The organism is Mediterraneibacter catenae (genome assembly GCF_008691045.1).
Taxonomy (GTDB): domain Bacteria; phylum Bacillota; class Clostridia; order Lachnospirales; family Lachnospiraceae; genus Mediterraneibacter; species Mediterraneibacter ornithocaccae.
The window spans coordinates 16,981-29,475 of the sequence record NZ_VMSO01000017.1 but is presented as its reverse complement, the minus strand read 5'-3'; the positions used below and the strand labels follow the sequence as shown (position 1 = coordinate 29,475).

The following is a 12,495-nucleotide window of genomic DNA, read 5'->3' as shown; positions in this document are numbered from 1 at the left end:
TATATTATATGGCAGATATCATCTATTCTTCTGATGCCATCGGATCAGTATTCCGATATAAACAGCAAATGCCAGAAGTGGAATGATAAGTGCTCCTGCATTTCCTTTCCAAGAATACACGCCTCCCACAATGATCAGCAGAAAGAAACACACATTGACTATGCGATAAATCCTGCGGACACGATTGTATCTGTCCTCGGACATATCTGCCGGAATATAATCCTCCGGATGTTTCATCTCACACCCGATAGTAATTCCATATCTTCCGGAAAACCGGTATGCCGTGTACTCGATCCCGTCTATCGTAAATTCCGGATTCATGCCCTCTTTCGTGATCACGAGATTCAGATCATTTTCATTGGCGTATTTACACAGTTCCAGCGTAAACTCCTCCGGCTTCCCGCACATCGTGTCAGGATGGAATCCAAAAGACCGTTTCGTTTCCGCCAAAGCTGTCTTTTTATAATCCTCTGCGAATTTCCCGAAGACTGCGCCCCTCTTCTCTTCCTCTTCCATCGATTGAAGACAGCGGTCCACATCCATCTCCTCGAGACTTGTGTCATGTATCTTCTTTATAAATTGTCTGGATGCTTTCAGATGTTCAGCTTCCACTGCCAGACGGCGCTCCTGTTCCTCCAGAGCCTGCATAAGATCCACATCTCCCTCCAGCAGACGCCGTATTTCATCTAGCGGCATCCCCAGTTTGCGAAACAGTCTGATCTGCTTGAGCCGCAGGATATCCTCATCCGAATATTCCCTGTAAGAGTTCCGTTTATTTCTTGCAGGATGCAGAAGCCCCTGCTTCTCATAAAACCGAATGTTCTGACGGCTGATGCCGGTTGCTTCTTCCGCTTCCCTGATTCCCATATGCCACCGCTCCTTTCATGTTCCCCCTAATTATAAAGGTTATACATAGTATAAGGTCAAGAGTTTATCAGCACATCTGTCTGCCGGTCGCCGGATTCTTATGCAGGCATAAATTCGTCTCCTGGCATCAGATGGCTGAACTGTTATATTTTACATATTACTCCCCTGGCGGTATAATAGTAAAATGAATTGGGAAAGGAGAGATTTACAGATGAACGTACGTATGGCTGAAGAAAGAGACATCCCGAGGATCCACGATCTGCTCTCGCAGGTTGCACTTGTGCATCACAAAGGACGTCCCGACCTGTTTAAATACGGACAGAGAAAGTATACCGATGAGCAGCTGATGGAAATCCTTCATGACAAAAAGCGTCCCATCTTTGCCGCTGTAGATGAGAATGACTGTCTGGTGGGATATGCATTCTGTATTTTCCAACAGCATTTAGATGACAATATACTGACAGATATCAAGACATTGTATATCGATGATCTCTGCGTGGATGAGACAAAGCGGGGAATGCATATCGGAAAGACACTCTATGAAGCAGTGCTTGATTTTGCACGGAAGCAGGGATGCTACAACGTGACTCTGAACGTATGGAGCTGCAATGAGAGTGCGATGAAGTTCTATGAGAGCTGTGGGCTGAAGCCACAGAAAGTGGGGATGGAAGTGATACTGGATGCTGCGGACGACACATCAGCTGCAGCTCCGGAAAAATAAATGCCTGCAGGATATCTATATAAAATAGCGGAGAAAGGAAACGGCACTGTTGTTTAATGTGCCGGATCACTTTCTCCGGTATTCTTATTCAATACAAATTTATCTTCTGGCAGTTTTCTACTCTTCTGGCAGTTCAGACATCTCTTCCCTGTCTGAATTATCCTGCCGTTTCATCGTCCTTACATTGATCCCGTTCACTTCAATATGGTCATCAACCGGAATCACAAGGCACTGGCGTCCATCAATGATCCTCGTCTCGATCAGATCCGCCCGGTCGGGATTAACTTTAATGACTACATCCGGCGTCTCAATATTAAACTTCTTCGTCTCCGCGATATTCGAGGCCAGAAGTGTTGCTTTCTCCCCTGCATTCTCCTCGAAATTGCGGTCGAAGTTCTCCATCTTCTCTGTATCCACACCGCTCTGTTCAAAGACTTTTCTCATCTCGATCTTATCGAGGGCGAGCGGTTCCGGCTCTTCTTTATGTTCCTCTATCAGATCGTTGAGCGTCTCATGGATATTGCGGACAGTCTCATAATCCCCGTCTTCGCCGAGCGTGTCTTCTATGATCATCTGGAATGTCTCTTTCTGATCGTCGGCCGACATCGGCATCTTGGCGCCGAGAAGCTGATCGATCATCTCCGGCTGAAGTTCTGACGACTTCTTCGTATAGTAAAGCACACTGTGAAGATCTGTTCCTCTGTCATTAAACGCCGGGAAGAGAAATCCTTTATCCGGCATGTCTACGATCCAGTCCCTGATCCGATCCTCGATCCGGTTATCCTCCGCGTTATAGCAAAGTCCTGCTTTGGACAGCGAAACAGGACAGATACTCATAAGAAGATACTCGTACACTTCATCCGAAGCATCAAACATTTCCAGATCATCCGAACCCTTTCCCGGGATATCATACATCGCATGAATCAGAATGATATAATAATTCTCTGCATACTCATATGTAGCGATCACTTTATCATAAAACTCCTCCAGAAGCATATCGTCTTCCAGTTTACTGTTGCGCAGCTTTAAAAGGAACTCCTGCGTCCCGCCCGGCATCTCCGCGTCAATCGGGAACTCCATATTGAGCATATTCTTTCCGACGGTCCCCGAAAGTGTCTTTTTAAAGATATCGAAATATTTGAAGGCTTCCTCTTCGGGGAGCGAGAGAAAGGCATCCTTCGACTCCAGTTTTTTATTCTTTTCATGATCCACATAGCACCCGCAGATCCTCGTGATCGCACAGTTTGCGGGCGTAAATTGCTTACGGATCTCAAGTATTTCTTTCTTGTTCATGGCTATACTCCTCTCTTGAAATCTGTAATAGCTCAACCCGCGCCATTCGCAAAGCTGAACTGTTACTAAAATCTTACTTAGCGTCAGTGTACAAGGGGCAATACGCTCCAAACCGCATAATTTCGGCGATTTTCTTTGTTATCCTCAATCGGCGTACAGAGACGTACGCGGAGGGAAAGTAACGCGGAAGGAGCCCAAATCAGCCCTTCAGCGACCGTATTGTCCCCTTATACACTGACGCTATCATACCGCAGAACACAGATTAAGTCAAAAAGAGAAAATAGAAGCAATTGATTATCCCGCCATTTTGTGGTAACATAGCCACGCATCATATGATCCTGAGCAGAGACAGGTAAAAATTTATTATCTCACGGAGTAAATGTCATGAAAGAAAGAATCGGCAATCTTTTTTTGAAATATGTATCTGCAAACGTGCTTGGCATGATAGGCTATTCCTGCTACATCCTTGCCGACACATTTTTCATCGCCAGGGGAATCGGAGCTGATGCCCTCGCGGCGCTGAATCTCGTGCTTCCCGCCTACAGTCTGATGAACGGGACGGGGCTGATGATCGGTATGGGAGCCGCCTCAAGATATACGATCTCCTCGACAAAGCCGGAAGGGACGCTGCACCGCACAATCTTTACCCAGGCCTTGTATCTCGCCGCCTTCGCTGCCGTGATCTTCTCCTCGGCCGGAATCTTCCTTCCGGACAGGATCGCCGCGGTTCTCGGAGCCAACGCTGATACGATCGGATATGCAACCGACTACATCCGCATCCTGCTGATATTTTCCCCTCTGTTTCTTGGGAACAATCTGCTGCTCAGTTTTGTGCGGAACGATGGTGCTCCGCGTCTTTCCATGACAGGAATGATCGTCGGCAGCCTTACAAATATCGTTCTGGATTATGTATTTATCTATCCTCTGGGAATGGGTATGACCGGAGCCGCTCTTGCGACCGCAACTGCCCCGGTCGTCAGTATGCTGATCATGTCCGTACACTTTATAAAGAAAAGAAATCACTTCCGGCCAGTCCGGACAAGGCTTTCCCTTGTCCGCTGGGGCGACATCTGCACACTGGGAGTCTCCTCTCTGGTCACGGAACTATCGTCGGGTGTCGTGATCATCGTATTTAACTATCTGATCCTTGGATTAAACGGAAATACAGGTGTGGCGGCATACGGCATTCTGGCAAACATCGCTCTTGTGCTCGTATCTATCTACACCGGAATCGGCCAGGGCGTACAGCCCATCGTAAGCCGGTATGCAGGAAAAGACGGAGAAGAACAGCGCCGGAGTCTGCGCCGGTATGCACTGGCAACCTCCCTGAGCTTTGCGCTGCTGTCTTATTTGCTGATTGCTGTCTTCGCAGTACCGCTGGCAGATCTGTTTAACCGCAAGCATGATCCGATCCTCACTGATATCGCTTCAAATGGAATGCGGATCTATTTTGTCAGCCTGTTCTTCTCAGGCATCAATATCGTTGCTGCAGCATTTTTAAGTTCGGCGGACCGTCCGAAACAGGCCTTTGTCATTTCCATCCTTCGGGGATTTGTACTCATCATCCCGGTTGCCTGGATCTTATCTGTACTGTTTGGACTAACAGGCATCTGGATGGCGGTTCCAGTAACAGAAGCGATTGTGTGCGCACTGGCACTTATTTTCTTATTCAGAAAGGACGGGGCTCTTTCATAGCCCTGTCCCTGATCTTACTGTCCCGTATGCAGTATTCTGTTAGCGTTTTCAATCCGTTCCTTCGCCGGAGGTTCGATTCCTGCCAGAGGATACTCATATCCGAGTTCTTTCCATTTGTATTCTCCGAACGTATGATACGGGAGAACTTCTGTCTTTTCCACATTTTTTAACGTACTTATAAAATCATACAGCTTTTCAAGATATTCGTCTTTGTCACTTCTCTCCGGGACAAGAACATGCCGGATCCATACAGGCTTCCCGATATCCGACAGGTAACGCGCCATGTCCAGGATATTGCTGTTTGTCCGTCCTGTCAGAAGCTTATGCTGTTCGTCATCAATATGCTTGATGTCGACGAGCAGAAGATCTGTATATTTCATAAGCTCGTTAAATTTCCCGAAAAACGGTTCCTCTCTCGTAAAAGGCGCCCCGCTCGTATCGATCGTCGTATTGATACCCTTTTCTTTTGCCTTTCTGAAAAGTTCTATCATGAAATCCATCTGCATAAGTGGCTCCCCGCCGCTTACCGTAATCCCGCCGCCGTCTTTCCAGTAAGATTTATAACGCAGCGCCTGCGCAAGGAGGTCCTCGGTGCTCCTCTCTTCTCCCACCTGCATGTTCCATGTATCCGGGTTGTGGCAGAACTGACAGCGCATCGGACATCCTGAGACAAAAATAACAAAACGGACACCCGGTCCGTCGACAGAGCCAAAACTCTCTGTTGAATGAATATAACCGTTCATACTTTCTCCTTTCGGGGACGTAGTAAAATCCAATTTGTCTACGTCCCGAATTAAAAATATCCCTGTCCCCTTTTTTAATTTATCGTGTCCCCTATGGAAGAATCACTAAAATCATCATCAAGACATATGTTTAAATCGTTTGTCTTTTGTGCAATCTTCTAATGGGGACAGGGTAATTTATAAAAAGGGACAGGGTAAATCCTGATCGGGGACGTAGTAAAATTCGATTTTACTACGTCCCCGAATATATTACATTCTGTCGTGGCAGGTTCTTGCAATTACATCAAGCTGCTGCTCTTTTGTCAGGTCGATGAACTTCACAGCGTATCCGGATACACGGATTGTAAAGTTCGCATACTCTTCTTTCTCCGGATGCTCCATAGCATCGATCAGTTTCTCTGTACCGAATACATTCACGTTCAGGTGATGTGCTCCCTGATCAAAATATCCGTCCATCACATGGACAAGGTTGTTCTTGCGCTCGTCATCATTATGTCCCAGTGCTCCCGGGCTGATCGTCTGTGTATTTGAGATTCCGTCAAGTGCCTGCTCGTACGGCAGTTTTGCCACGGAGTTCAGCGAAGCAAGAAGTCCGTTCTTCTCTGCCCCGTAAGACGGGTTTGCTCCCGGTGCCAGCGGCTCGCCTGCTTTTCTTCCGTCCGGAAGTGATCCTGTAGCCTTACCATATACAACGTTGGATGTGATCGTAAGGATGGATGTTGTCGGTTCGGAATTTCTGTATGTGTGGCACTTCTTCAGTTTGCTCATAAATGTGCGGAGCAGCCATACCGCAATCTCATCTGCACGGTCGTCATCATTTCCGTATTTCGGGAAATCACCCTCAACTTCAAAGTCTGTTGCCACGCCGTCCTCATCACGGATCACTTTTACCTTCGCATACTTGATTGCACTTAATGAGTCAACTACATGTGAGAATCCTGCGATACCTGTCGCAAATGTACGTCTCACATTTGTGTCGATAAGCGCCATCTCAGCAGCTTCATAATAATATTTGTCATGCATATAGTGGATCATGTTCAGTGTATCTACATACAGCTTGGACAGCCACTCCATCATCTGGTCATATTTCTCCATGACCTCATCATAGTCAAGATACTCTGATGTGATCGGTCTGTACAACGGAGATACCTGCTGTTTCGTCTTCTCGTCAACACCGCCGTTGATCGCGTACAGAAGGCATTTTGCAAGGTTCGCACGCGCTCCGAAGAACTGGATCTCCTTGCCTGTCTCTGTTGCAGATACGCAGCAGCAGATAGAGTAGTCATCACCCCATACCGGACGCATCACATCATCGTTCTCATACTGAATGGAACTTGTCTTAACAGAAATATATGCTGCATATTTCTTGAAGTTCTCCGGCAGGTGTGAAGAGTACAGGACTGTCAGGTTCGGCTCCGGTGACGGTCCCATGTTCTCCAGTGTATGGAGGAAACGATAGTCATTCTTTGTAACCATGTGGCGTCCGTCCATTCCGATTCCGGCCATCTCAAGGGTAGCCCATACCGGATCTCCTGAGAACAGTTCATTGTAAGACGGGATTCTTGCAAACTTCACCATTCTGAACTTCATTACCATATGGTCGATGAGTTCCTGCGCCTGCTCTTCTGTCAGGATTCCCTTCTCCATATCTCTCTGGATATAGATATCAAGGAATGTAGAAATACGTCCCACACTCATAGCCGCACCGTTCTGAGTCTTGATTGCTGCAAGGTACCCGAAGTACAGCCACTGAACAGCCTCTTTTGCGTTTGTCGCCGGTTTGGAAATATCATAGCCGTAAGCCTCTGCCATCTCTTTCATTCCGTTCAGAGCGCGGATCTGATCCGCAATCTCCTCACGGAGACGGAAATCTGTTCCCTTCATTCCGTGTCTCTCATACTCAACAAAGTCAGACTGTTTCTTCTCGATCAGGTAATCAATACCATAGAGAGCCACACGGCGGTAGTCGCCTACGATACGTCCTCTTCCGTATGTGTCCGGAAGTCCTGTGATGATCTTGTTGTGACGGGCTTTCTTCATCTCAGGTGTATAGATATCAAACACAGCCTGGTTGTGTGTTTTATGATATTTTGTAAAGATTTCATGCAGTTTTTCACTCGGAGTATATCCGTAAGTCGTACAAGCCTGCTCCGCCATCTTGATTCCGCCGTACGGCATGAATGCACGCTTTAGCGGCTTATCTGTCTGAAGTCCTACTACCTGCTCCAGCTCTTTCATATCTTCATTAATATATCCCGGTCCGTATGCTGTCAGTCCGGAAACAACCTCTGTCTCCATATCGAGAACGCCTCCTTTAGCGCGCTCCTCTTTCTGAAGCCTGGAGAGTTCTCCCCAAAGTTTATTTGTCGCCTCTGTGGGATCTGCAAGGAAAGACTCATCTCCGTCATACTGAGTATAGTTGTGCTGAATGAAATCGCGCACATTGACTTCCTCTTTCCAGAGATGTCCGCCAAAACCTTCCCACTGGTCAAAATTTGCTTTTGCCATTTTCTGAAAACCTCCTCTGAAATCTTTGAATCCATTAATCCTTTTATTGCCATGCGCTAGTATAGCATTACAACTGTAAAAATGCAAGGCTTATCTTGATAATAGTTATCATTTTTTGCTTTGTATCTCATTTTATACAAAACAAGCTCATTTTCACAATATATTGTGCTATATATAAAACCAGAATACTTTTTATAGTGGATTGATACTATTTTCACATTCTGTTATAATACATCGGAGAAGCAGGTAGTAATAAAATCAAATCATTTTTTTAATATCCTGCACACATGTATAAATTTCCATGTAATTCGAAAGGCAGAATACCGGTATGATAATACGCAAAACACGTCCAGACGAGCTGGATTTACTCATGAAAATGTACGAACACGCCCGCCTGTTCATGGCAGGTCACGGGAATCCCGCACAATGGGGGCAATCCTATCCCAAGCAGACACTTATCGCAGATGATATTAATTCGGGCTGTTCTTATGTCTGCGAAGAACACGGACAGATCATTGCCACCTTTTATTACAAAGAAGGACCTGATGACACTTACCGCAGGATTTACAGCGGCGACTGGCTGAATCAGCGTCCTTACGGCGTAGTCCACCGCATCACTTCCGACGGAACGGTAAAAGGGGCCGCTTCGTTCTGTCTGAACTGGGCCTTTGAACAGTGCGGCAACTTAAAGATCGACACACATAAAGATAACCGGATCATGCAGCATCTTCTCGACAAAAACGGATTCACATACTGCGGCATCATCTATACTGATGACGGAAGTGAACGTATGGCATACCAAAAGGCGGAGTGACATTCACCCCGCCTTTTTCGATATCTTTCATCAATTCGTCACTAATTCCTAATAATGGATAACGACCGGTGTTCCCATTTCGAGCATATCATACAGCGCCGCTGCCTGATCAAGCGGCATATTGATACAGCCATGTGATCCTCTCCCCGGTATCTGGTTTAAAGTACCGCCAAATGCCGGCTGCCAGGTAGCATCATGCAGGCCGATACCTGACCATGTCACCCTCATCCAGTAGGACACCGGTGTCCGGTACGAAGGTTCTCCGGTGGAAGGATCGATGGAACCTACAAGCACCTGATTTCTTCCTTTTTCCAAAATCGAATAGGTTCCCTCAGGAGTGATCCTCTCCGGGATCGGCTGTCCGGTCACCACATCTGTCTCAAGGGCAATGCTTCCGTCCACCACATACCACATATGCTGTGCACTCAGATCAATATCAACATATGTATCGCCCCAATCCGGCATCGCATGGGCTGCCGCAGTGCCGCCTATATAATATTCCGGCTCTCTTTCCAGAGATTTCCCGTTTTTAACCGCATCTATGATCACATCAAACTCAGCATCTTCGTTGATCGACCAGCCGTACGTACCTCCGCTCACCGTTGCCTCTTTTCCGGCAGGAGTCTTGAAAGTCCTTGTTATTCCCACGGTATCGTATTTGTCACCGAACTCTTCCAGCCAGAGTCTGACCGCCTCTTCATCGATCTTAACCTGCATTTTATCATTCACAGTGATCCAGCCGGAAATAACAGGAGCATCCACGACAACTTCTTCATTCATCGGGTAGACTATCCTTGCACTGCAGTGCTGATTCATCAGATCACACGCATCCTTTACCTCCTTGGATGTAGAAAGATACGCCGGATCCGCATAGCATTTCTCTGCTTCAAGATCAAGTGATCCCTCCAGTTTTTCAATTGCACCTGCAATCTTCTCCTCGAGCACATCTCTCTGTATAGCAGTTCCATACTGCTCCGGTTCGATCACATACTGTTTCCCGTCAAATTTAGGATAAGCCGATACCGGGGGCGTCTGCTCTCCTGTAACCGCATGCAGTGAATCAATCTTTTCGCCCAGCTTATCCGCATCATAAGCCACTTCTATCTCCACCTCATCCGTACTGCTCCTGAACAGTGCACGCGGCCATAAAAATATATCCTGACTCTCCATATTCCGCTGCAGTCCTGCCGCACTTTCATACATAAGGCCGGCTTCCCCTCCACTTATCGTCTCACTGCTGCCGTCTATTTCTTTTAATTCCAGCACATATTCATCGATATCTTCTTTCAGCAGTTCTTCCGCCTGCTTCACCGTCTTTCCGGTCATATCATGCCCGTTTATCTCTGTATTAAAAAGATAATGGCTGCTGAAATAAGCAGCAATCCCCAGATACACAAAAACAAGCGCCGCCACGCACCCTGCTGCTATGTATAAGATTTTTCTCCGCCTTCCGTTCGTTTTCTCAGCGGTATCCTCTCCGGCTCCCTCACCTGTCGTCTCATCGCCATCTGCCGTCTTGTCTGTATCTGCCGTCTTGTCCGTCTCTGCCGCCGTTTCTTGACATAACGCTTCCGGAGCATCTTCCGTGTTTTTTTCATTTTCAGCTTCTGTATTTTCTTCCCGCGTTATATCCTGTTCGGATTTTCCGCTTTTTTCAGCAGCCTCTGCCTCCGCAGTTTGTATATTGTTTTCAATTTCTTTCTTTTCCGGTTCTTCCATATCCCCATCCTCATTTCCAGTTTTATCACTGCATACAGTGTCACATTCCTATCTTATAAATATATAGCAGAGATTTCAAGCATATTTACTCAAAATTGAAAACTTCGGATTTATCGTACTGGCTGATAGTACGGAAAACGTCCGAAATACAGTAATATACAGCCCCCCGACTCACGTGTACGCAGGCGGAGAAAAAGGTTGATTCCGGCTCCGGTTACAGGAAATAACTCAAAGTAACAAAGCAGGAAAATGGTTAAAAGCAAGTGAAAAAATGACGAACTCGCAAGCTCAGACAGCATCATTTTTTCACTTAACACCATTTCCCTGCTTTTAACTTTTCCTAATTTCCTTCCAAAGTCGCCGTTCTCAACCTTTTTCTCCCTCTACGTAAGGTGCATCCAAACGTCTGTAATCGTCCATTTTGACGTTTTACCGACTAACAAACCAATCCGAAAAATCCTCATACAAACAAAAAGAAGTGGGAGCTTTATTGTAAATGGCTGATAACTCTACAATTATTTCCCGAATCTTTTTAAGTCAGATGGATAACCGGCCTTGTTCCTTCCGTTTGAAATTCGATTTTCGGGATGGGAAATAAAGCAGCCGGGAGATATGTATTGTGTACGCACCGTTGGAGCGGCGTCGGCACTTAGAGCGCGTCTTCTGCGCTCTTATGTACCGTTACGCCGCGACCGAGTGAAAACGTGTGCGCTAACAATACATACCTCCCGGCGGACTCTTTCTCAGTCAGATAAATCCGGAATTTCACTCTCCAAAGCGGATCTTTTTATACGCTTTGATTTCTTCCACGCATTTCTCGAATCCCAGTTTTCCACTATTCAGACAAAGATCATAATTTCTTGCATCCGCCCATTCATGACCTGTATGGTAGCGGTAGAAATCACCTCTGTATGCATCCGTCTTTTCAATATATTTCTGCATCTCTCTCTCAGTCATACTGTGGCGCTCCATCGCACGTTCCAGACAAAACTTTTTATCTGCGTGAATAAACACACTCATCACATGGGGATAATCCTGGAGCACATAGTCTGCACATCTTCCAACAATAACACAGGATTCTTTCGCTGCCAGTTCTTTGATCACTTTAGCCTGATAATTAAACAGATTATCATCTGACGTAAAACCTTTATCTTCCGGAGGAAGCAATTCCCCGTCATAAGGGCGGCTCAGGATGCGGAACCATGATGCATGGCGGACCTTCTCATCTGTCATGCCGAAGAGTCTTTCGTTGATACCGCTGTCCTCTGATGCCATACGCAGGATCTCCCTGCTGTAACAGTTAATCCCCAAGTCTTTGGCAAGCATTGCGCCAATCGTCTTTCCTCCACTTCCATACTGTCTTGAGATCGTGATGACAATATTTTTCATAATAGATGCACCTCCTCAAATCATAAATATCACTCGCCCAGATAAGCTTTCTTGATAGAATCGTCCTCAAGAAGGTCTTTTGCATTTCCTTCCAGCACGATTTTTCCTGTCTCAAGTACATACGCCCTGTCAGCGATAGACAGCGCTTTCTTCGCATTCTGCTCTACAAGAAGAACTGTAGTCCCGCTCTCGCTCACAGAACGGATGATATCAAAAATTTCATTGACGAGGATCGGGGAAAGTCCCATGGACGGCTCATCCATAAGGATAATCTTCGGCTTCGACATCAGCGCGCGTCCCATAGCGAGCATCTGCTGCTCACCACCGCTCAATGTTCCTGCCATCTGGTTCTTTCTTTCTTCCAGACGCGGGAACCTCTTATATACATTTGCAAGGCTCTCTTCAATCTCGTTTTTATCCTTTCGTGTGTAAGCACCCATCTTAAGGTTCTCATACACACTCAATTCCGCAAATACACGGCGTCCCTCGGGGACATGAGCCATTCCCATAGATACGATCTTATGCGCAGGTACTTTCGTAATATCTTTGCCCTCAAAGATGACCTGCCCCTTTTTCGGAGTGAGGAGACCTGTGACCGTGTGAAGTGTCGTTGTCTTGCCTGCACCATTTGCACCGATCAGGGCGATAACCTCGCCTTTATTTACTTCAAATGAAATGCCTTTGATCGCCTGGATAACCCCGTAATATACCTCCAGATCCTTAACTTCAAGCATTGCCATAACCAG

At 46.5% G+C, this 12,495-nt stretch carries 10 protein-coding genes; 3 read left to right on the top strand and 7 right to left on the bottom strand.

What is annotated here, in order from left to right; genetic code table 11:
* Positions 1 to 18 precede the first annotated feature (18 nt).
* The gene (locus FNY66_RS11810) at positions 19 to 867 is read right to left on the bottom strand and encodes a MerR family transcriptional regulator (protein ID WP_150311279.1); all 849 of its coding nucleotides are present in this window, start codon (positions 865 to 867) and stop codon (positions 19 to 21) included.
* Between the two features lie 211 nt (positions 868 to 1,078).
* On the opposite strand from FNY66_RS11810, the gene FNY66_RS11805 reads away from it, so the two are divergent.
* A complete protein-coding gene (locus FNY66_RS11805) occupies positions 1,079 to 1,588 on the top strand; it encodes a GNAT family N-acetyltransferase (RefSeq protein ID WP_150311278.1) in 510 nt (169 codons plus the stop codon).
* Between the two features lie 117 nt (positions 1,589 to 1,705).
* On the opposite strand, the gene FNY66_RS11800 is transcribed toward FNY66_RS11805, so the two are convergent.
* Positions 1,706 to 2,881: a DUF4317 domain-containing protein gene (locus FNY66_RS11800; protein WP_150311277.1), complete on the bottom strand. Its 1,176-nt coding sequence runs from the start codon at positions 2,879 to 2,881 to the stop codon at positions 1,706 to 1,708.
* A 384-nt stretch (positions 2,882 to 3,265) separates the two neighbouring features.
* Here FNY66_RS11800 and FNY66_RS11795 point away from each other — a divergent pair, with 384 nt between their 5' ends.
* Positions 3,266 to 4,576 (top strand): MATE family efflux transporter, encoded by a 1,311-nt coding sequence (locus FNY66_RS11795; RefSeq protein WP_150311276.1) that lies wholly within the window; start codon positions 3,266 to 3,268, stop codon positions 4,574 to 4,576.
* 14 nt (positions 4,577 to 4,590) lie between these two features.
* On the opposite strand, the gene pflA is transcribed toward FNY66_RS11795, so the two are convergent.
* A complete protein-coding gene (gene pflA / locus FNY66_RS11790; protein ID WP_087151939.1) occupies positions 4,591 to 5,319 on the bottom strand; it encodes a pyruvate formate-lyase-activating protein in 729 nt (242 codons plus the stop codon).
* Positions 5,320 to 5,568: 249 nt separating this feature from the next.
* Complete coding sequence (gene pflB / locus FNY66_RS11785; protein ID WP_087151940.1) at positions 5,569 to 7,827, bottom strand: formate C-acetyltransferase; 2,259 nt, start codon at positions 7,825 to 7,827, stop codon at positions 5,569 to 5,571.
* Positions 7,828 to 8,155: 328 nt separating this feature from the next.
* Between pflB and FNY66_RS11780 the strand changes: the two genes are divergently transcribed.
* Complete coding sequence (locus FNY66_RS11780) at positions 8,156 to 8,641, top strand: GNAT family N-acetyltransferase (protein ID WP_087151941.1); 486 nt, start codon at positions 8,156 to 8,158, stop codon at positions 8,639 to 8,641.
* 48 nt (positions 8,642 to 8,689) lie between these two features.
* Here FNY66_RS11780 and FNY66_RS11775 read toward each other — a convergent pair whose 3' ends face one another.
* The 3 genes from FNY66_RS11775 to FNY66_RS11765 form a co-directional block, all read right to left on the bottom strand.
* Positions 8,690 to 10,360 (bottom strand): L,D-transpeptidase family protein, encoded by a 1,671-nt coding sequence (locus FNY66_RS11775; protein ID WP_150311275.1) that lies wholly within the window; start codon positions 10,358 to 10,360, stop codon positions 8,690 to 8,692.
* A 765-nt stretch (positions 10,361 to 11,125) separates the two neighbouring features.
* Entirely contained in the window at positions 11,126 to 11,749 is a 624-nt protein-coding gene (locus FNY66_RS11770; protein ID WP_150311274.1) for a cytidylate kinase-like family protein, read from the bottom strand.
* A 29-nt stretch (positions 11,750 to 11,778) separates the two neighbouring features.
* Positions 11,779 to 12,489, bottom strand: coding sequence for an ABC transporter ATP-binding protein (locus FNY66_RS11765; protein WP_087152323.1), 711 nt, complete (start codon positions 12,487 to 12,489; stop codon positions 11,779 to 11,781).
* Positions 12,490 to 12,495: the final 6 nt, after the last annotated feature.

Coding starts and splice junctions, on each gene's coding strand:
- FNY66_RS11765 (WP_087152323.1), bottom strand. CDS start 12,489: ATGGCAATGCTTGAAGTTAAGGATCTGGAGGTATATTACGGGGTTATC.
- FNY66_RS11795 (WP_150311276.1), top strand. CDS start 3,266: ATGAAAGAAAGAATCGGCAATCTTTTTTTGAAATATGTATCTGCAAAC.
- pflB (WP_087151940.1), bottom strand. CDS start 7,827: ATGGCAAAAGCAAATTTTGACCAGTGGGAAGGTTTTGGCGGACATCTC.
- FNY66_RS11800 (WP_150311277.1), bottom strand. CDS start 2,881: ATGAACAAGAAAGAAATACTTGAGATCCGTAAGCAATTTACGCCCGCA.
- FNY66_RS11805 (WP_150311278.1), top strand. CDS start 1,079: ATGAACGTACGTATGGCTGAAGAAAGAGACATCCCGAGGATCCACGAT.
- FNY66_RS11770 (WP_150311274.1), bottom strand. CDS start 11,749: ATGAAAAATATTGTCATCACGATCTCAAGACAGTATGGAAGTGGAGGA.
- FNY66_RS11810 (WP_150311279.1), bottom strand. CDS start 867: ATGGGAATCAGGGAAGCGGAAGAAGCAACCGGCATCAGCCGTCAGAAC.
- FNY66_RS11780 (WP_087151941.1), top strand. CDS start 8,156: ATGATAATACGCAAAACACGTCCAGACGAGCTGGATTTACTCATGAAA.
- FNY66_RS11775 (WP_150311275.1), bottom strand. CDS start 10,360: ATGGAAGAACCGGAAAAGAAAGAAATTGAAAACAATATACAAACTGCG.
- pflA (WP_087151939.1), bottom strand. CDS start 5,319: ATGAACGGTTATATTCATTCAACAGAGAGTTTTGGCTCTGTCGACGGA.